19 protein-coding genes are annotated in these 19,316 nt (G+C 44.9%); 2 read left to right on the plus strand and 17 right to left on the minus strand.

Translation table 11 applies throughout. From position 1 onward, the window contains the following. Positions 1–119: 119 nt before the first annotated feature. Positions 120–812 (minus strand): 5'-methylthioadenosine/adenosylhomocysteine nucleosidase, encoded by a 693-nt coding sequence (locus tag ABXS75_00990; GenBank protein ID XCP87208.1) that lies wholly within the window; start codon positions 810–812, stop codon positions 120–122. A 237-nt stretch (positions 813–1,049) separates the two neighbouring features. Here ABXS75_00990 and ABXS75_00995 point away from each other — a divergent pair, with 237 nt between their 5' ends. Beyond that, complete coding sequence (locus tag ABXS75_00995) at positions 1,050–1,292, plus strand: TIGR03905 family TSCPD domain-containing protein (GenBank protein ID XCP85422.1); 243 nt, start codon at positions 1,050–1,052, stop codon at positions 1,290–1,292. A gap of 56 nt (positions 1,293–1,348) precedes the next feature. Here the strand turns inward: ABXS75_00995 and ABXS75_01000 are convergent, their stop codons facing one another. The 12 genes from ABXS75_01000 to ABXS75_01055 form a co-directional block, all read right to left on the minus strand. After that, complete coding sequence (locus ABXS75_01000; protein XCP85423.1) at positions 1,349–2,467, minus strand: glycerol dehydrogenase; 1,119 nt, start codon at positions 2,465–2,467, stop codon at positions 1,349–1,351. An 18-nt stretch (positions 2,468–2,485) separates the two neighbouring features. Then, entirely contained in the window at positions 2,486–3,691 is a 1,206-nt protein-coding gene (locus ABXS75_01005) for an iron-containing alcohol dehydrogenase (GenBank protein ID XCP85424.1), read from the minus strand. Between the two features lie 3 nt (positions 3,692–3,694). Continuing rightward, complete coding sequence (locus ABXS75_01010; GenBank protein XCP85425.1) at positions 3,695–4,408, minus strand: ABC transporter ATP-binding protein; 714 nt, start codon at positions 4,406–4,408, stop codon at positions 3,695–3,697. Further along, positions 4,401–5,180: an ABC transporter ATP-binding protein gene (locus ABXS75_01015; GenBank protein XCP85426.1), complete on the minus strand. Its 780-nt coding sequence runs from the start codon at positions 5,178–5,180 to the stop codon at positions 4,401–4,403. Before ABXS75_01015 ends, ABXS75_01010 begins: the two co-directional genes overlap by 8 nt. Positions 5,181–5,184: 4 nt before the next feature. Beyond that, the gene (locus tag ABXS75_01020) at positions 5,185–6,186 is read right to left on the minus strand and encodes a branched-chain amino acid ABC transporter permease (protein ID XCP85427.1); all 1,002 of its coding nucleotides are present in this window, start codon (positions 6,184–6,186) and stop codon (positions 5,185–5,187) included. Positions 6,187–6,195: 9 nt separating this feature from the next. Beyond that, complete coding sequence (locus ABXS75_01025; protein ID XCP85428.1) at positions 6,196–7,074, minus strand: branched-chain amino acid ABC transporter permease; 879 nt, start codon at positions 7,072–7,074, stop codon at positions 6,196–6,198. 105 nt (positions 7,075–7,179) lie between these two features. Further along, positions 7,180–8,343, minus strand: a complete 1,164-nt coding sequence (locus ABXS75_01030) for an ABC transporter substrate-binding protein (GenBank protein XCP85429.1) — start codon at positions 8,341–8,343, stop codon at positions 7,180–7,182. Between the two features lie 194 nt (positions 8,344–8,537). Beyond that, positions 8,538–9,212 (minus strand): hypothetical protein, encoded by a 675-nt coding sequence (locus ABXS75_01035; GenBank protein XCP85430.1) that lies wholly within the window; start codon positions 9,210–9,212, stop codon positions 8,538–8,540. 79 nt (positions 9,213–9,291) lie between these two features. Continuing rightward, on the minus strand, positions 9,292–10,800 hold the full coding sequence (locus tag ABXS75_01040; protein XCP85431.1) for a xylulokinase: 1,509 nt from the start codon (positions 10,798–10,800) through the stop codon (positions 9,292–9,294). Between the two features lie 35 nt (positions 10,801–10,835). Then, the gene (locus tag ABXS75_01045; protein ID XCP85432.1) at positions 10,836–11,636 is read right to left on the minus strand and encodes an SDR family oxidoreductase; all 801 of its coding nucleotides are present in this window, start codon (positions 11,634–11,636) and stop codon (positions 10,836–10,838) included. A 21-nt stretch (positions 11,637–11,657) separates the two neighbouring features. Beyond that, the gene (locus tag ABXS75_01050; protein ID XCP85433.1) at positions 11,658–11,999 is read right to left on the minus strand and encodes a phenylpyruvate tautomerase MIF-related protein; all 342 of its coding nucleotides are present in this window, start codon (positions 11,997–11,999) and stop codon (positions 11,658–11,660) included. 21 nt (positions 12,000–12,020) lie between these two features. Further along, the gene (locus ABXS75_01055; protein XCP85434.1) at positions 12,021–12,722 is read right to left on the minus strand and encodes an HAD family hydrolase; all 702 of its coding nucleotides are present in this window, start codon (positions 12,720–12,722) and stop codon (positions 12,021–12,023) included. Positions 12,723–13,128: 406 nt separating this feature from the next. Between ABXS75_01055 and ABXS75_01060 the strand changes: the two genes are divergently transcribed. Beyond that, positions 13,129–14,028 carry a LysR family transcriptional regulator gene (locus ABXS75_01060; protein XCP85435.1) on the plus strand — a complete coding sequence of 300 codons (900 nt, stop codon included), beginning with the start codon at positions 13,129–13,131 and terminating at the stop codon, positions 14,026–14,028. 477 nt (positions 14,029–14,505) lie between these two features. On the opposite strand, the gene cysK is transcribed toward ABXS75_01060, so the two are convergent. From cysK to ABXS75_01080, 4 genes are all read right to left on the minus strand, one after another. Then, positions 14,506–15,432: a cysteine synthase A gene (gene cysK, locus ABXS75_01065; GenBank protein XCP85436.1), complete on the minus strand. Its 927-nt coding sequence runs from the start codon at positions 15,430–15,432 to the stop codon at positions 14,506–14,508. A gap of 17 nt (positions 15,433–15,449) precedes the next feature. Beyond that, positions 15,450–17,039 carry an AAA family ATPase gene (locus ABXS75_01070; GenBank protein ID XCP85437.1) on the minus strand — a complete coding sequence of 530 codons (1,590 nt, stop codon included), beginning with the start codon at positions 17,037–17,039 and terminating at the stop codon, positions 15,450–15,452. A 307-nt stretch (positions 17,040–17,346) separates the two neighbouring features. Further along, positions 17,347–18,591 (minus strand): ISAs1 family transposase, encoded by a 1,245-nt coding sequence (locus ABXS75_01075; protein ID XCP85438.1) that lies wholly within the window; start codon positions 18,589–18,591, stop codon positions 17,347–17,349. A 40-nt stretch (positions 18,592–18,631) separates the two neighbouring features. Further along, entirely contained in the window at positions 18,632–19,213 is a 582-nt protein-coding gene (locus tag ABXS75_01080; GenBank protein ID XCP85439.1) for a hypothetical protein, read from the minus strand. Between the last annotated feature and the right edge of the window lie 103 nt (positions 19,214–19,316).

A 19,316-nucleotide genomic window follows, 5' to 3' on the forward strand; every position in this document is an offset into this window, starting at 1 on the left:
AAATGCGTTTGCTGTCGTTTTCCATGCTAAAAAGAAACGGCACATTAGACCTTTTTCAGGGTATGCTCGCCGGCCGCAAAAATGTTCCACCGGCTGTTTACCACTGCCAGTCCGGTCACTTAAATCCTGCCAAGCAGATTGCGGACTAATTTCACACTGTGCGCGATCGCCTGACGCTCAAAAGCAGGATAATCCACCACCGCGCTATTGTCAGCTTTGTCCGAAATAGCCCGAATAATGACATACGAAACATGATTCAGATATGCCGCCTGCGCGATTGCCGCACCCTCCATCTCCGTACACTTCCCGCCGTACAGACTTACCAGAGTGTCCTTCACAGCCTGATCCGCCACAAACTGATCCCCGCTAAGCACTCTTCCCGTAAACGTGTGGATCTCCGGATTTGCCTCCTCATTTGCCGCCACTGCCGCCTTTACCAGACTCTCATCTGCCTGAAATGCAAATGTATCCAGCCTCGGGATCTGTCCCATCTCATATCCAAATCTCGTCGCGTCCATATCGTGCTGTACCGCATCGGTGGAAATCACAATATCCCCGATATCAATGTCAGCGTCCAGAGACCCCGCGATTCCCGTGTTGATCAGCGTATCCACGCCAAACCGGTCAACCAGGATCTGCGCACAGATTCCCGCATTCACCTTACCGATCCCGCTGCGGACCACCACAACGTCCTTCCCCTCAAGCTTCCCCTTCACAAATGTCATAGCCGCCGCCTCGAGCGTCTCCTCTACCTCCATCTCAGCCTTAAGACCCGCAACCTCTTCGTCCATCGCACCAATAATTCCGATCATATCCAATACCTCCGTAAAATTCATTATGTCTTCCCAAAGTATAGCAGATTTCCACCCGGAAACCTAGTGGAATGTAAAATATTAAGAGTTACGCAGACCTTCAAATATAAAAATAGACAATAAATTGACGCTTTCTATTAATATTATCTATTGTTTTATGTCTGGTATTTCCTACACTGATTTGTTATAATCTCTTTGATAAATATATAAGTATGATATAAAAAGGAGGATTGAATCATGGATTATAAACCACATGGGGTCTGTTCAAGATCAATTCACGTAGACGTAGATTCAGAAGGCTTTATTCACAATGTCAGCTTCCTCGGCGGCTGCAATGGAAATCTTCAGGGAATCTCCCGTCTCATAGAAGGCATGAAAGCGGAAGAAGCCATCAGCCGTCTTGAGGGAATCCGCTGCGGCAACAAAGCTACTTCCTGCCCGGACCAGTTGGCTCACGCATTGAGAGAAGCGATACAATAAGATTTTACCCTGATTATAAAGCACTGTACTTTATAATCAGGGTATTTTTCAGGATATTAATGCTCTTTATAATAATGTCCCAGAGCGTTTGCTGCCATAATAGAATTATACACAAACTCTACCGTAACTTTAAACGGCTCAGCATAAATCAGCTTATTATGATTTACAACCGTATCAGCAATAATCATAACATTTTCCTCTGTCGGCTCTACATCCAGCTCCTCTAAGGTAGTCGGAAGACCAACCTCCTGACAGAATTTCATTACTTTTTCAAATAAATCCTTCGGAGTGTTTTCCATGACCATCTGACAGATCACTCCAAATGCCACCTTCTCGCCATGGAGATATTTGTGTGTGGAGGGAATCTGGGTCAGTCCTGCATGTATTCCATGTGCTGCCGCACAGCTGGTATTTTCAAAGCCTACTCCACTAAGCAGAGTATTCGCCTCGATCACATCCTCGACAGCATCGGTACATACGCCCTGCTTCAATGCATTCAGCGCTATCACACCTTTTTCCATCAAAATTTCAAACGATAATTCTGCCAGGGCCACACCGGTATTTGTGCAGCGATATCCTTTTCCAACATAGTTCGGGCTAAAGGAAGCGCGGTTTGCATGACCTTCAAATACGGTCGAAAGCGCATCTCCCATCCCTGAAACAAACAGGCGAACCGGTGCTTTGGTTACGATGTCGGTATCAACCAACACAATTTCCGGATTTCTCTTATGACGAATGTTATGTATATATTCTCCGGTATCCGTGTACATAACGGACATTGCGCTGCATGGTGCGTCGCAGGATGCAGAGGTTGGAACAATAATAACCGGAACTTCCATCTTGTCCGCTGCCGCTTTTGCAGTATCCAGCGTTTTTCCTCCGCCTACTCCAACCAAAACCTGTGCCTTGGCTTTTTCAAATTCAGCAATCGTACGGTCAACCTCCGCGTAAGAACACTCACCGCCGAATTTTATGGCCTCAAAGGATGATTCCGTATTTTCAAACGCTTTCTGAAGCCTCTCCTTCAATCCTTCATACAAAAATCCATCAATAGTAAAGAATGCCTTAGCGCCAAACATACTGGTGTAGTTTTCCAGCAAATCAAATTCTCCGATTCCCTGAAAATATTTTGACGGGCATGCAAACGCCCTTGTTCTTGTTTCTGCCATTGCCATTTCTTTATACCTCCAAAATTAAAAATATTCTATTTCTCCAAGAATCATTGCCTGTAACAGCCTCGTCGCCTCATCCCGCGAAATACTGCGCGGGTTTTTCTGACGATAGTATCGGTTCAGAAGCGTATCAGCCAGATTCGGAATATCCGAAACCGTATACCCTAAATCTGACAATGACTCCGGAAGCCCTGTTTCTACGAACAGCTGCTGTATTTTTGCAATCACCCTGCGTCTTAGTTCCTCACTTCCTGAATGCCCGAAGCAGCGGGCACTCAGGTTATCTAATAGGGAGTGTATTTGTGATTCATTCATTGCCAGCGTATATGGCAGTGCCAATCCACATCCCAATCCATGAGGTGTATCCTTTTCAAGTGTAAGAATATAGGAAATGCTGTGCGCATAGAGACCGCCACCCATCACATAAGACAACATTCCCATAACAGAAGCAAGCGACAGATAGTATCTTGCTTCTATATCTTCCCCGTCTGCCAGAACCCTCTTCAGATAAGTGAGTATCAAGGCAGTACTCTCTGTGGCCAGGCATTCCGTATACGGATTTTGGCTTGCCATGCTTCCTTCCAGCGCATGCGTCATCGCGTCAAACGCTGTGGCCGCTGTCGTTCGCGGCGGCATCGTTACCGTAAGAAGCGGGTCCACAATAGCAACATCGGGCAGAAAAGCCGCCGATGTATAGAACTTTTTCGTTCCTTCGACCGTAAGTACCGTATAAGGACTGACTTCACTTCCTGTCCCGGACGTAGTCGGAAGCAGAATAAGCGGCAGGCGGGCGTTCGAGAAATCATTTGTCATAATTTTTTCGATTAGCCTGCCATCAGCCCCATGCGCGGCAAGCTTAGCCATATCAAGCGAACTTCCGCCTCCTGCGCCAATCACCGCACCATAATGATTTTCGTTCATATGGACACTAATATGTACAGCAACATCAAAGTGCGGTTCGGGATAAAGCTCCGAAAAAATATCGAATTCCACTCCCGCTTCACTTAGAGCCTGACAGATCACCCTGCCTGTCTCCTGCTCTCTGACATGCCTGCCCATCACGAGAAGAACCTTTTCATCAGTCAGCTTCCTGACCTCCTCACCCAGGGCCAGAGCGGCCCCATTGTGCATACGGGTTTTTCCCTGAAGCGTTGTCCCGGGCATCTGCCATACAAGCGGTTTCAGAAATCTTTCATCTGATTTCTCTAACAGTTCATGATAAGCCACTTTCTATTCCTCCACTCCCAAATACGCTTTTTGCACCATCTCGTTTTCAAGAAGGTTTTTGGATGAATCACTCAAAATAATTTCTCCGGTCTCCAAAACATAACCTCTGTTCGAGACCTCAAGGGCAAGATATACATTCTGCTCTACCAGCAAAATGGGCGTCCCGTCCACTCTGTTGATTTCTTTAATTACTTCAAAAATAGCCTCGATCACCTGCGGTGCAAGTCCCAGGGACGGCTCATCCAGAAGAAGGATCTTCGGTGCCTGCATCATAGCACGCCCTACCGCAAGCATCTGCTGCTCACCGCCTGACAGGCTTCCGCCTTTTTGTTTCCTTCTCTCGCCCAGAACCGGAAACAGGTCATACACCTTATCAAAATCTCTTTTTACACCATCTTTATCCTTACGGTTAAATGCTCCCATTTCCAGGTTTTCCTGAACCGTCATACGTGTATAAATTCCACGCCCTTCCGGCACCATGGACATTCCCATCTTGGATACTTTATACGCCTTCGTTCCTGAAATCTCCTCATCAAACAGCTTGATGGAACCACTTGCAGGAGTGACGATTCCCGTAAGAGCCTTCAGGGTGGAGGATTTGCCTGCGCCATTGTTTCCTATTATAGATACAATCTCTCCCTTCTCAACATGAAAGGAAATATCACGAACAGCCTTGATTGCTCCATAAGAAACACTTAAATTTTCTACCTTAAGCATTCACATTTCCTCCTTCCTTTTTACTTCCCAGATAAGCGTCAATAACGACTGGGTTATTTCTTACTTCATCCGGCGTACCCTCTGCAATCTTAGTCCCATGATCCAGAACCACAATATAATCAGATACGTTCATAACGACCCTCATATTATGCTCGATAAATATAATCGTCTTCTTAAGGTCCGTATTGATCCAGCGGATCAGCTGTAAAAGGTCCGCAGATTCGTTAATATTCATACCGGCTGCAGGCTCATCCAGAAGCAGAAGCTTCGGATCACTGACCAGTGCCCGGGCAATCTCCAGACGCCGCTGCTGCCCGTAAGAAAGCGAACCACCGTAATCAGAATACTTCTTGTCCAATCCCACGATACGCAGAGCTTCCATACTTTTCTCAAGGATCTTGGCCTCAATTTTTCTGGAACGTCCCGGAATAAAAGCCTCAAAATCCTTTGCCTTGATTTTACTATGCATACCCGTCATAACATTTTCCAGAACCGTCATCTGCTTGAACAGCCTGATATTCTGAAACGTACGTGCAATTCCCAGGGCGTTGATCTCATAAGGCTTCATCGTATCGATCTGCTTTCCGTCGAAGGTGATCGTTCCCGACGTGCGGGTATATGCCCCTGTAATCAGGTTGAACAGTGTAGTCTTGCCTGCACCATTTGGGCCGATGATACTGAATATTTTTCCTTCCTTGACGCTCGCCGATACATCATTTGTCGCTACAACTCCGCCGAATTTTTTCGTAACGTGATCAATTTCCAATAACATCTGCCTACACCTCCTTTTCCTTCTTTCCTTTTTGTTCACCCGGCTTCATAAGCGATTCCAGATAGGAAATACGCGTATTCATTCCGCCCAGAATTCCATGCGGCCGTATCTGCATCATAATGACTACGATAAGTCCATAAATCAACATACGATATTCAACAAAGGAACGAAGAAGCTCCGGCAGAATCGTCAAAAGCACAGCTCCCAGAACCGGGCCGATTACCGTGCCGCCGCCTCCGATAAGCACCATAGTTAAAATAGTAATAGAATCATTATATACAAATGTATCCGGACTGATATAGCAGATATAATGTGCATAAAATGCGCCCGCGATACCTGCGATCAGACCACTGATTGCAAATGCTGCCACCTTATAGCGGGAAATACGGATTCCCATAAATGCAGCCGCGTCCTCATCATCCCGTATTGCCATAAGCGCACGTCCGAAGAAGGTACGCGGAATATTGTAGACAACCAAAAAGATGATTACTGTTACGAACAAAATGATGTAGTAATAAACGTTTTTGTTTGTAAAATCAAGTCCGAACAGCACCGGTCTTGCAATCCCTGTAAGCCCTCTGGGACCGCGGGTAAACTCTCCGCCATTTACCAGGATCAGTCTGAAAATCTCCCCGAATCCCAGCGTCGCAATAGCCAGATAATCCCCTTTTGTCCTGAGCGCCGGAAGCCCGATCAAAAGTCCGAACAAGCCCGCACTAAGAGCAGCTATAGGAAGGGTTACCCAGAAGCTCCACCCTAAATGAATGGACAGCAGTGCCGATACGTATGCACCCATCCCATAGAACGCCGCGTGACAAAGCGAGAACAGATCCGTAATTCCAAGAGCAATCTCAAGCCCAAGGCTCAAAATAATGTAAAGCAGTACCAAAATCGCCACATGCATCACAGACGCATCTTTCACGAAAATCGGCAGGAAGAATGCAGCCACCAGAACGATTCCGAATTGTACCCGGTTATTCTTCAATAATTTCTTAATATCCATCATTCTCCCTCCTTATACTCGATTTGAATGCACGTCTTCTGCGCCAAACAGCCCCGTCGGCTTCACCAGAAGAACAACTATAAGAACTGCAAAAGCGATAGCCGGTCCCATACTGGATGAAATGTATGTTGTACCAAAGCTCTCGATCTGTCCGAGAATAAGTCCGCCAAGCATTGCTCCCGGAATACTTCCGATACCGCCCAGAATTGCCGATGTAAACGCCTTCATACCTGCCATATATCCCATAGTAGAATATACCGCATCGTAATAAATACCGATCAATAATCCCGCCGCACCGGCCAGAGCCGATCCGATAAAGAAAGTAATACTGATGATCAGGTTCGTATTAATTCCCATCAAATTCGTTACGTCCATATTCTCAGAGGTCGCACGGATTGCTTTCCCATATTTTGATTTGCTTATGAACCAGTTAAGGACGATCATAAGAACAATCGAACACCCCAGAAGAACAAACTGCAGACTGTTAAAAACCAGATTTCCTACCGTATAATATTTCGTTTCAAAGAAAGCCGGTACCGCATACGTCTCTGCTCCGACCACTACACGCGCCAGATTTGACAATACGATCGATGCGCCAAGCGCACTTGCCGTAACTACGACACGGGGTACATTTCTCAGACGGCGATACGCCAGAAATTCTACTGTGACCCCCAAAAGACCCGTACAGATCATGGTCAGGATTAACGCAACGGGGAACGGGATATTTCCTATTCTTGCGAAAATAAGTCCGAAACAGGCGCCCCACATATAGACGTCACCATGTGCAAAATTGATAAAACGCAGACTGCCGTATACCATGGAGTATCCCAGTGCAATCAACGCATATGTGCATCCTAGTGTAAGTCCGTTTACAATAATTTGTAAAATCATACCTATCCTCCAATCTACATACACTGGTGTCAGACAGGTCCGCCGCATCCATTTTGCTCAATACGGCGGACCAGAATCTGACGATTATTTTATCTTGCGCTCCAATTATTCCACTACTGTAAATTTGCCATCTTCTACAACCAGACGTTTCAAAGATTCAAAGATCAAGTCATGCGTCTCGTTGAAGTTAACGGTACCGTAAATTGCATCGAAAGTTGTTGATTCAATATACTCAGCCATCTTATCCGGATCAGTACCCACATTCTCGATTGCCTCAGCGATCATCTTAACTGCTGCATAGCCATGTCCTGAGAAGGTTCCCGCAACTTTGTCATCGCCGAATTTTTCTTTGTAGGCAGATTCAAATTTCTGAATGGTCTCAGACGGATCATCCGGAACAAGTACGCCCTGTACCTTTGTACCTTCTGCCGCATCACCTGCCGCATCAAGGAACGCTACCTCAAACATAGAGGAAGACGAATAGCACGGAATATCCATTCCAAGAGACTGGCGCTGTTTTACGATCAACGCACCCTCTGTATAGGTTCCTGCAAGGAAGATAGAATCCGCACCGGAGTTCTTGACCTTCGTTAAAATATTTGTGAAGTCTTTGGTCTCGCCCAGAATATATGCCTCAGAGCAAACGATCTCAGCCCCTGAATCTGTAAGAATCTCACTGATAATCTCTTCCTGTCCCATACCATAATCTGTACTTTCATAGAGAATTGCTACTTTCTTACGTCCATCCTCTACCATCCAGTCTGCCGCATATACTGCCTGCTGCTTATCTGACGGCTCTGTACGGAACCCGTACTTCTGATTCTGCTCAGAAATGTCAGGACTGGAACCCGTAACGATGGTTACCAGTTTTCCTTCATTTATAATAGGAAGCGCGGAAAGTCCACAAGAACTGTTATAATATCCGATAGAAGCGACCACCTTTTCGTCTGCCACGAATTTTGTCGCTATCGTTGCGGCCTCTTTCGGGTCTGACTTATCATCCTGTATAGAGAGCGCCAGCTTCTTACCGTCAACTCCGCCTGCATCATTGATTTCATCAATGGCCATCTGTGCTCCGTAGGAAAGCTGCTCGCCAAAGCTTGCATTTACGCCGGTCATCGGGCAGTCCAGTCCAATCACCAGATCGCCGTCCGCTGTTTTGGAACCGCCATCATCAGTGGACTCTTTTGCGCCACAGCCAGCCAACAAGCCTAAGGTCATGCAAACTACTAATGCCGATGCTACTTTGCTCTTGAGATTCTTTTTCATACTTTTTTCCTCCTTTAATGTGGTTTGTTATTAATATTTCCATCTGAATTATCCCCTATCCGTGACATCTGCTTCTGTCATAGAATTTGCAGGGTGGCGTTTACTTCCGCGAGCAACGGGCCAAGCAGGCATGCTCGCATGACTATTTGACTTATGAACTGCAAAGGTAAAATTCAGATATAAATATTCTAAATTTATTCGTCTAATTTGTTAAGTATATCGTCAATCTTGTCTGAAATATGTTCATAGTGTCCAAAACTGTCGTCGAATAGAGCGGAACCAATCGTAAAGCCCCATGGTTTCATGTTCTTAACAAACTCCAAACGCTCATCATTACTGATACTTCCGGTAACGATCATCGGTTTGTCAATACTATTAACAAATTCCATCGCCATCGCTTCCGGATCTCCATCCTGGTAGCGGTATACGGATAAGCAGATTCCTTCAACCCCGTCATAAGAAAGAATACGCTTTGCATCGTCGATGATCTCCTGATGTGTTCCGTACAACATTCTCGGAATTCCGGCTCTTCTTCCACAAGTCGGGAAATATTTAATGCCGGTTCCCATCAGTTTTTTTGCTACGCTTTCATAAAATGCCATCCCGATCACATACTCAAACTTACAATCTATTGCAAACTGAGCAGCCTCAAGGCACTCTTCCTCGCTCTCCACCAGCGGTTCCATAAATGTTGTCTTACCTTCCGCCTTCATACTTTCAACTAACTTCCGGGCCTCAGAAAGCTCAATGCCAATATCCTTAAATCCCCAGCAATCCGTTTTTGTCATTTTATTATTCTCAAAGACCTGCGTCGCATCCGGCACCGTTTTGTCATGATTGGTAAGCATGGCAATCAATTTCACGCTCATCACAAATTTCCTCCTTTGTTTCTTCTATATTTTTCTTACATTTTTTGTGTTAAACACTTAGAACCTGTACATTAAGCTCTTATAATTTTTTATAGACCGGCTCTAATACATCATGAAGCTGACGGTAGATCTGGAAATTCTTCTGGTAAATCTCAACCATTTCCGGATTTGGTTCTACTCTCTCCTTCAGATGCAGTCCCTTGCTGACAGCTTCCTCATGGCTTCCGAAAATACCTGCGCCTACTCCGGCAAGAAGCGCCGAACCATAAGAGGAATCATCATTCTCAAATTTCAGGATCGGTCTGTTCAGGACATTTGCCATGATCGAACGCCAAAGCGGGCTCTTTCCGCCGCCTCCTACGATTCGCACTTCTCCTATATCGACCGTATCTTCGATCAGCGCAAAATTATCTTTGATAGAGTAAGCAACGCCCTCTAAAACCGCACGGTTGAAATGTCCTCTTCCGTGATGAGCCGTTGCCCCGATAAAGCTGGAGCGCAGCTTGGTATCCCAATATGGAGAACGCTCTCCCATCAGGTACGGATGGAAGAAAAGTCCTTCACTTCCCGCCGGAACCTTTTCTGCCTCCATATCCAGCCTTCTGTATGTACTGATGCCGCCTTTCTGCTCCATTTTCCACTCTTCCTGGCAGAAGGTGTCACGATACCAGCGAAGGCTCTCTGCCGCAGAAGAAGTTGCAAGGCAGGTATACCAAAGTCCATCCACCACATGGGAATACGTAAGCGCCTTCGGGTTCGGATACGGGTCCGGGCGGAACAGGTAAATCGTTCCCGATGTAGCAAGCTTCGTAACGCAGCTATTCTCTTTGATCGCACCTACACAATAGGCCTCAAGCGCGGTATCTGTCGCTCCGTTGATCACCGGAACTCCTTCCGGAATACCGGTGATGCGGGATGCTTCTGCCGTTATATGTCCCGCAATATCCGTCGGCTTCACGATTGGCGGAAGAATCGAGATCGGCACATTACTCATCCGGCATAATTCCTCGGACCAGCACCAATTCACATTGTCAAACAGAAGGCTTCCCTGCGCCTCTATATGATCCGTTGTCCATGTTCCAGTAAGCTGATAACGCACATAATCCTTGACGAACATTGCGCGCTCGGCCTTCTTTAATACTTCCGGCTCATGGTTATTGATCCACATCAGCTGAAGCATCGTCCAGGTAGGGCTTGGCATCTGATAGCCAATCTCAAAGATCCGGTCCTTGTGGTGCTCCATCATATACGCGGTCTCCTCCACACTACGGGTATCCGTCCACATAATAGTTTTTCGAAGCACATTGTCATTCTTATCCAAAAGAACAATATTGTGTGCAGACGCATCAAGACTGAGGGCTACTACCTGATATGCGCCCACGCCGCCTTTTTCCAGTGCAATACCAAAACTGCTCATAAATGCCGGGAACCAGTCCGCCGCATCCTGCTCAGACCACCCGATATTCGGATGATAGGTCGTATACTCCGTATAGCCGTCACCGACAAAATTACAATCCGTATCGATCAAAGTTACCTTACAGCCGCTTGTTCCAATATCAATTCCAAGCAAAAGTTCTTTTTTGCTCATAACAAACCTCTTTTCTCCGTAAATTCCGGTTATTTTTAAAGTTGTACCTGCCCGCAGGTAATCGAAATATTGCTTCCGGTAGTTGCCATACTAAGCTCACTACAAAGGACTGCCGCCCAGTTACCTACCTCCTCGATTTCCAGCAGACGATGGGTCGGAAGCATATCTGCGAAATATTTATATCCGCCATCCGTATCTGTACCTAACTCCTCAGCCTTTCTTGCGATGGAATTCACCATCATAGGAGTCATAACATAGCAAGGACAAAGCGCATTTACCAGAATATTGTCCGCTGCCAGCTCATTTCCCCAAATACGTGTCAGATGGGAAACCGCCGATTTTGATGCCGAATATGCACTGTATGTCTCTGAGGTAAGGAATGCCTGAGAAGAAGAAATATTGACAATTCTTCCCCATCCTGCCTTTTTCATATAAGGAACCGCATGCTTCGTACAAATAACCGTGCCGTGAAGGTTGATATCTATTACATTCTTAAAGCGGTCCAGCTCCAGCTTGTCTACCGGATTCTTATAAATAATGCCTGCATTATTGCAAAGGATATCCAGCTTTCCGAAACGCTCTGCAATCTTAGCAAAAACCTCTTCCACTTCCTCTTCCTTCGTGACATCCATGATCATCTTTTCAATTCCGTCACGAAGCCTAAGGCGCTCTTCCTTGCTCTCTTCCCCAAACCGAATATCCGTAGCAATTACCGTAGCACCTGCATCAAATAATGCGTTGGCAATTCCCAGTCCATTTCCCTGAGCTGCTCCGGTAACTACCGCAACATGGCCACTCAGATCAAATAATTCACCAAAACGATTTAAATTCTTCATAATGAACCTCCAAAATAACTTTTAAAAATTCTTTCCATTCCAGCCCCAACACGGGGTCATAGCGTATTTGATGTAAATATGTTCCTTACTGATGTCAAGCTCAGAACTTACAATTTGCATCAATTCTCCTGTCAATTGATTCAGACTCTCCTTTTCAGGCTGTCCGTAAATACCAACCTCCAGAAATGCAAGGCGCTCCTGCCTGCCCTGAAACCACATCTCGCATGTAGGATGAAATACACACATAAGCCATTTTTCTGATTTCCCGGGTATCAGTTCAATCGCTTGCCCAAAACGGGTCTTTAATGTTTCCTTTTTCTCCTCCGAGACAGTTTGATTCGTGGACATTTGAATACACGGCATATTAACACCTCCTGTTTTTTATTAATCAGCCTCTGTGCTATTTTTAATAAATCGCTGCAGCTCACACAAAGCACTAATCTCATAATCTGCGGGTTCTATGTCAGGAATCCAGTTGTCCATCACGTTAAGCCATGCTGTCTTCATCCCGGCATTCCTGGCCCCCTCTATATCATTGATCGGATTATCTCCTACATATAAAATCTCCTCCGGCAAGATCCGAAGTCTCCTGGAAAGTTCTAAAAATGCATCCGGCTCGGGCTTACATCCCACCCCGCTGTCCAGGTTACAGACAATACACTCTTCCACATAGCCCTCCAGCTTCATACTGCGAAGCTTTCTCTCCTGCAGGCCCGGATGTCCATTTGTAATAATCGAAGGATGGAAACCGTTTTCCCGACACCATACAAGGACGTCATAGGTGTCCGGATAAGGAACAATCGCATCAGGAAAATATTGACAAATAAATGCGTAGAACTTCTCGAAGCTCGCCCTCTCACATAACACCTGCGTTTTTATAAGCTCTTCAAGCATCCCTCTCCAGCTCGTCTCTTCATAAGTCGATCTTCGATCAGCCGACTTTAAGCTCCTTAAGATTTCTACCTGGGACAGGGGTGGATTCAGTTCATCATGGAAGGTAGTTAAAAATTGGGGTAAAAGGTTGTCCCAGGTAAAATCTCTGTTATATAAGGTGTGGTCTAAATCAAAGGCTATGGCTTTTATCATGTTCCGCTTCTCCTTGTACCTGTTTGCTTATCGTTTTAATCCATAATCTAAGCTTCAACTATTCAATTTCTTTAATGTAAAAACAGTATCCGCGAAATATTGTCTCTTTTTTTAACGAATTTCGTTTGTTTTTTAACATTTTTGGGGTTCTATTTTTATTTTTCAAAAAATTCTGTAAAAAATTATATTTTTTTCTTGTTTTCTATTATTTTACTATGGAAATTATAATGAATAAAGTTTATAATATTTATATTAAATATGAAAAAATTTAATGGTAAATTGTACTTTATAAAACGGCCGAATGGCCATACGGGATGCCCTTTGGGTATACCTTGTGAAACGGCCGAATGGCCATACGGGATGCCCTTTGGGTATACCTTGCAGATTACAAGAAAGGAAATACAAAATGGATATTCAAAAATTTGACGCTCTACTCATTGCCATTGACTCCGGAACGATGACACAGGCTGCTTCATCCATGGGATATACACAGTCGGCAATCAGCCATGCCATCAGGACCTTAGAAGATGAATTTAATGTAAGAATCTTATCAAGGGGACGATCCGGTGTGGAACTCACACATGAAGGGCAAATTCTTCTGCCCTATATCAGAAATATAACGAATTCCTTCCGGGAATTTGAAAATAAGGTGGCCGAAATCAACCACCTCCACTGTGGCACCGTAAGAATCGGCACCTTCACCAGTGTGGCGGTCAATTGGCTCCCGCGGATATTAAGCTCCTTTCACGAGCTTTATCCGGCCATTACTTTTGAGATCAAACATGGAAATTATGCAGAAATTGCCGATTGGATCGCACAGGGGATTATTGATTGCGGTTTTACAATTACCCCCTCGTCTGCCGGACTCAAAAACAAGCTATTGTTTGAAGACCGATTATTTCTAATCTATCCACCGGATCACCCTCTGGATAAATTAGAGATAGTAAAACCTGAAGATTTGGTAGAATATCCGTTCATTTTGGTCGATGAAGGAAAAGACCCCATTATACGCCATTTCTTTGAACGGCAGAACATCAAACTTGATATACAATACCGGGTAGTTGATGACTATGCGACCATAGCAATGGTAGAAAGCAACCTGGGTATCAGCGTGTGTCCGGAGCTGTTTTTCTACAGGCTTCCTTTTAAGGTACTGCATCGCCCCATCCACACAGATTTCAGGCGTAGAATCAGTATTTCCTATAAGGACCACTTCACGCTGTCGCCAATCGTAAAAGAATTTATAAAGCATGTACAAAAATGGGCTGGAGAGAATCTGTCGCCGTTACCATGTGACAAGGAATAGGAGAAGCTAATCAAGAGTGGATATTGGAAAACAGTAAAACACTAAGAGTTACGGCCCCCTGGCTCTCGCACATTTTAATCTTTCCCTTAGCTTAACTCTATGGTAAGATATAAATAACATTTGCGAATGCCTAAAAAACACAATGACACATTGATAATGTGTTTACCAAGGCAGCCGGGGACGTGCTGCCACCCACTCTGAGTCTTGTCAGAGGGGGTGGTAATTATGAGTACATATGAGGAGCTTATGATTATACTGACAACCGCCAGTCTGATTATATCCATTCTGAAATATACACATAAAAAATAGCCGTCCTACCCTCACAAAGTAAACGGCTATTTTTTAATAACTAAAAATTTTGCCAGGGTGGGTGAATAGCGGCCACCCTCCGGCTGTCTTGTTAAGCATATTATAATCAAATATGCTTTTATTGTCAAACTTTTTCTCGCTTTTTGAAATTCCATTTTATAAATAAAATTAATCAAACAACGCCGTAGAAAAATATCTCTCCGCCGTATCCGGCAAGATTGTCACGACCGTTTTGCCCTTCCCCAGCTTTTTCGCCAGCCGCAAAGCCGCCGCCACATTCGTTCCGCTGGAGATTCCGCACATCAGCCCTTCCTGACGCGCCAGTTCTCCGGTGGTTTGAAGCGCTTCTTCGTCCGTCACGATTACCACATCATTGAAAATATCCTGATTCAGAATCTTCGGTATCAGACCATCTCCGATTCCCATCTGAATATGGCTTCCCACACTGCCGCCGGACAAAATAGCTGCATTCTCAGGTTCGACCGCCCAAACCGTCATATCCGGATTCGCTTCTTTCAAGATCTCGCCCACACCGGTAATCGTTCCTCCGGTTCCAATACCGGAACAAAAACCATCAATCCGCTTTCCGGCCTGCTCCAAAATCTCTACCGCCGTCGTCTTATAATGCGCGCGGGTATTTGCCGGATTCTCAAACTGCTGCGGCACATACACCTTCGGGTTCTCCGCCTCCATCTGCGCTGCCAACTGAATACATTTCTGGATACACTCTCCGATGTCCCCGTCATCATGTATAATCCGAACCTCAGCGCCATAATTCTGCACCAGCTTCCGCCGTTCCTCACTGACAGAATCCGGCATGATAATAATCGTCTTATATCCCTTTACAGCCCCCACCAGAGCCAGACCAATTCCCTGATTGCCGCTGGTCGGTTCTACAATAATACTATCCCTGTCAATAAGTCCCTGCTCTTCCGCCTCCGTAATCATATTAAATGCCGTCCGGGTCTTAATGGAACCTCCAATATTAACCCCTTCGAATTTAACCAAAATCTCCGCCATATCATCTCCGACGAGCCGATTCAAACGAATAAGCGGCGTATGGCCAAGCGCTTCGAGCACATTATTATATATCATGGTTAAAACCTCTTTTCTTATTTATTATATTTCTCTATCACACACTGGTGAATTTTATTTGCTTTATCATAGTTGATTCCGACCAGAAGAAGCTCTCCACCATAGTTCTCAAGAGCCTTCACATATTTCCGTTCTTTTATTTGAGAAATTGCCCCCGCCACCGTCTTATTCCACTTTAACTCCACTATAATTGCCGGTTTGTCAGAATACCGATGAGGTAAGAATACAATGTCAGCAAATCCATTTCCCGCCGGCAACTCTCGAATTAAAGTATAATCTGCGCGAGCACTAATATATGCAAGTGAAATAACGCAGCTCAATGCATTTTCATCATTATATGAAAGCGTAGAAACCGAAGCCAGATGTGCCTCCTCAACTCCTGCCGCAACCGCTTCCTCATCTTTCCGGAGCGTCGCCTCCAATAACCGCTTTGAATTTTCGAAAATGGCTGCAACTGCCTCCCAGCCTCCGCCTCGCACTGCTCTTACAAATTCTTCCCGTACTTCTTCATTTGGAATAAAAACCTCTTTGTACTGTTTCTCGTATGCTAAATATCCCAGATGCACAAGTAAAGTTAGAATATCATCTTTCGTCCTAAACGAAGTCATATCATTCTGAAACGAACCAATATCTATTTCAAAATGTCCGCCGCCAATCATATAAACAATCGCATCTTTCAAGCCGTCAAAATTCATATCAATGTATGCTCTCAGGCTCTCATAGGTCTCCGTCTGAGTCCAGTAATTCTCATATTCTCCATTCAACATTGCCTGAACAATAGACCTGGGATTGTAAATATGCGTCGACCTACGAAATCTATAGCCATCATACCATCGTTTTGCCTCGGCAAAATCCATCTCATAAACTTCACAAAGCCCTTTCACCTCTTCCTCCGTGAAACCTACATATTTCGCAAGAACTCCCGGATTGGTCATTGTATACTCATCAAAATTATTTAACGCAGATTCTGTTCCATATTTCTTAATAGGTAAGATTCCTGTCAAATACGCCAAATGAATACATTCTTCCGCCTGAACTCCCTTAAAAAGGCTTCTAAGAAATGCAACATACTCCTTTTGCATCTCTATATTATTCTTTTCTTCTCTGAACACACAATCCCACTCATCTATGATAACTACGAACCTTCTGCCCGTCAGCATCGTAATCTTCTGCAGTATTCCCGCCAAAGACCTATCCTCCTCGGAAAGATACTGCCCATATTCCTGCCGAAGCTCTGCAACAACCGGTCTCTGAATATACGATACAATCTGTCCGTTAGCTCCTTCACCCTTCGCCATATTCCATACGAGCTGAATGTCCAGCCGGATTACATCATATTGATTCAAATGCTTTTCAAACGAGTCCGCCCTTCCGATTTCCAGATTCTGAAACATTTCCCGCGAATCACAGCCACAGCTGTAATATGCCGTCAGCATCTTTGCCGCCATGGATTTTCCAAACCGCCGGGGGCGACTGACACATACAAATTTATCTTCCGTGTCCAACAACTCATTCAAATAGCGAATCAATCCGGTTTTATCTACATAAATTCTCGAGCGCAAAGATGTCTGAAATCCTGTATTTCCAGGATTTAAATATAGACCCATACCCCGAACCCCCTTTCCAGGACTCTTCTATTACGATACCGTAAATGTAAGCAACAACATTATCCTATAATCATACTCGAACCATTCAGAAAAGTCAATGTAACCGCGCATAGTGCCAGGGTTGTTTCATGAATCTTCCCAAACAGCTTCATTTGTTATAACCCCTCTATTATTCAGATCAGAATCTTTCTAAACGCATCCTTTGCAATTCCTTACCCGCATCCAAGATGTTTGCCCTCTAAAAAGGCGCAAAATATCCCTATATCTTATTTACACTTTTTTCAAAATAACTTATACTTATTTTATATCAATAGAAACTGGCTATCCCGTTGAAGACATATTTCTTTCTTAAGAATGGATCATCACTGAACTCGTCCATAGCTTCTGTCATGATCTCCGAACAGTCCCCGGCCAGCATAGCTATCCGCAGGATGTTATAGGCAAACTTCCTGATCAGGGCCAGATTGATCTTTGATTTTTTCGCCGGGGACCTGTCTTCACGGAACGTATCGTCTAACACATGGTGAAGTCGGTTTTCGACCGACCAGTGCTCCCTTTTTATACGTCCCATTTCTTCCGCTGTCAGTTCCATATCCGAGATCATTCCTGTTTTCTGTATATCCTTTGGCCTTTCCTCATCCTGGACTGGTCTGGGCCTTCTTCTTGAACCCTTTTCCAGAAATGTCCTCACATCTGGTGTGATATCATTTCCCTTAGGATCCCGTTCAACCGGTATCCGTATCTGACGGGCTAATCCCACTGTTTTTACAAAAGGCCATTCTTTCTGTGTCTTTGTCAGGAGGCTGCATTCCCCACAAACGCTGTACCATCGGTATTCCTGCCTGTCACGGTTCCTTTCCTGCTGGCACACTTCCTCATATTTTTCCTGCATTTCCGGATACCTTGCCCTGTAGTTACTGTCTTTTTTCATCTTTTTGTGGTCTTCTGCCATCTCTCCGAAATATTTCACGATCTCATCATAGGACTGTGGCTGGTTCTTTTTTACCATCAGCACAAAATGTCCCCCCTGGGAAAGGATCTGCTCCATGATCTGCGTCTGTGTCCCAATTGCATCTGTTGTGACTGTACTTCCCTGGATATCAAGCAGTTTCAACAGCTCCGGTATCGCCTTAATCTCACAGTCTTTATTCTGAATGGGCATCTGCGCGATCACCAGTCCCGTTACCGCATCTATCGCATTCAGGATCATCGGGGTCCTGAAATCCTTCACTTTCTCCATTGCTGCCCGCAGTGCCTTTCCGTCAATTGATATATGGATTCCTTTCGTGCTTACAATCTCCCCGATCCATTCCATGAATGCCAGCGCAAACAGTTCCACGTCAATCCCCCATAGGATCCGGCATGCTGTTGCCGGGGATGCGATACCCTTCTTTAATAGAAGATATTCCCGCAGCTCTTCCAGATGTTTGTTACACCATCTAAGGCTCCTGCGTATAGTTGTCTTTCCTGCCAGAAAACCGGTCACCAGACATACCAGCACTTCCGCAGAGTCATGCTTTGTCTCCCGGCCGCATCGTGGATCCGGCACCATCCTCATATATTCCAGAAGCATTTTTGTCCGAAAGCCATTCTCAGCACACGGAAAGTTCCACCCCTGTTTTTTCTAACAGTTCCTCCTGTTCTGTACTAATCTTTGATATCACCCTTTCTTTTTCAAAATACAGCAGATAAATACTTTTCAATATCTGCAGTTTTTGAAGTTCTACTCCGTGCTCTTTATAAATCCGTCTGCTCAGGGATGCTGCCTGGGCATTAAACTGATAGTGAAATTCCTGCTCCGTTTTTATCTCTCTTTCTTTCGCAAGGTAGGTCTCTGGTGACCATTTTTTCAGAATAACCGAAAGGACATCCTCCCAGTCATTCCCCAGAGGTTTCTTCCATCCCTCCGGGCACAGCTGCCATACTGCCCTGGAGAATCCATACTCCCTCACTTCTATCCCTCCCAGGGATATTTTTTTCTTTTCACTTTTTATGACTCCTTCCGGAGTTATGATGCCGATATAAGTATCTACCGGCTGTGGGTATTTTTTCCCGGGAACACGCCTGGAAGTGCGTTTATAGAGATAATAAGTATCACCTTTCTTTTTGACGGTGGTTCCCCTGGTCCGTTTCTCCTGCACCCAGTCAGGATATTTTTTCTCTGTTACTGGCATAATATCCTCCTTTCTGTATAGGTAGAGCATACCTATACTATATAGACATTATACCTCTACAAGAGAAAAAAGTCGAGGGTTATGAAAAAAATGTATAATTTCC

The sequence above is a fragment of the Roseburia hominis genome, from assembly GCA_040702975.1.
Classification (GTDB): domain Bacteria; phylum Bacillota; class Clostridia; order Lachnospirales; family Lachnospiraceae; genus Allocoprococcus; species Allocoprococcus hominis_A.

Bases quoted from the DNA above. Each gene is read 5' to 3' on its own strand.
- ABXS75_00990 (XCP87208.1), bottom strand. From the start codon at position 812: ATGATCGGAATTATTGGTGCGATGGACGAAGAGGTTGCGGGTCTTAAG.
- ABXS75_00995 (XCP85422.1), top strand. From the start codon at position 1,050: ATGGATTATAAACCACATGGGGTCTGTTCAAGATCAATTCACGTAGAC.
- ABXS75_01000 (XCP85423.1), bottom strand. From the start codon at position 2,467: ATGGCAATGGCAGAAACAAGAACAAGGGCGTTTGCATGCCCGTCAAAA.
- ABXS75_01010 (XCP85425.1), bottom strand. From the start codon at position 4,408: ATGCTTAAGGTAGAAAATTTAAGTGTTTCTTATGGAGCAATCAAGGCT.
- ABXS75_01015 (XCP85426.1), bottom strand. From the start codon at position 5,180: ATGTTATTGGAAATTGATCACGTTACGAAAAAATTCGGCGGAGTTGTA.
- ABXS75_01020 (XCP85427.1), bottom strand. From the start codon at position 6,186: ATGATGGATATTAAGAAATTATTGAAGAATAACCGGGTACAATTCGGA.
- ABXS75_01025 (XCP85428.1), bottom strand. From the start codon at position 7,074: ATGATTTTACAAATTATTGTAAACGGACTTACACTAGGATGCACATAT.
- ABXS75_01030 (XCP85429.1), bottom strand. From the start codon at position 8,343: ATGAAAAAGAATCTCAAGAGCAAAGTAGCATCGGCATTAGTAGTTTGC.
- ABXS75_01035 (XCP85430.1), bottom strand. From the start codon at position 9,212: ATGAGCGTGAAATTGATTGCCATGCTTACCAATCATGACAAAACGGTG.
- ABXS75_01040 (XCP85431.1), bottom strand. From the start codon at position 10,800: ATGAGCAAAAAAGAACTTTTGCTTGGAATTGATATTGGAACAAGCGGC.
- ABXS75_01045 (XCP85432.1), bottom strand. From the start codon at position 11,636: ATGAAGAATTTAAATCGTTTTGGTGAATTATTTGATCTGAGTGGCCAT.
- ABXS75_01050 (XCP85433.1), bottom strand. From the start codon at position 11,999: ATGCCGTGTATTCAAATGTCCACGAATCAAACTGTCTCGGAGGAGAAA.
- ABXS75_01055 (XCP85434.1), bottom strand. From the start codon at position 12,722: ATGATAAAAGCCATAGCCTTTGATTTAGACCACACCTTATATAACAGA.
- ABXS75_01060 (XCP85435.1), top strand. From the start codon at position 13,129: ATGGATATTCAAAAATTTGACGCTCTACTCATTGCCATTGACTCCGGA.
- cysK (XCP85436.1), bottom strand. From the start codon at position 15,432: ATGATATATAATAATGTGCTCGAAGCGCTTGGCCATACGCCGCTTATT.
- ABXS75_01070 (XCP85437.1), bottom strand. From the start codon at position 17,039: ATGGGTCTATATTTAAATCCTGGAAATACAGGATTTCAGACATCTTTG.
- ABXS75_01075 (XCP85438.1), bottom strand. From the start codon at position 18,591: ATGGTGCCGGATCCACGATGCGGCCGGGAGACAAAGCATGACTCTGCG.
- ABXS75_01080 (XCP85439.1), bottom strand. From the start codon at position 19,213: ATGCCAGTAACAGAGAAAAAATATCCTGACTGGGTGCAGGAGAAACGG.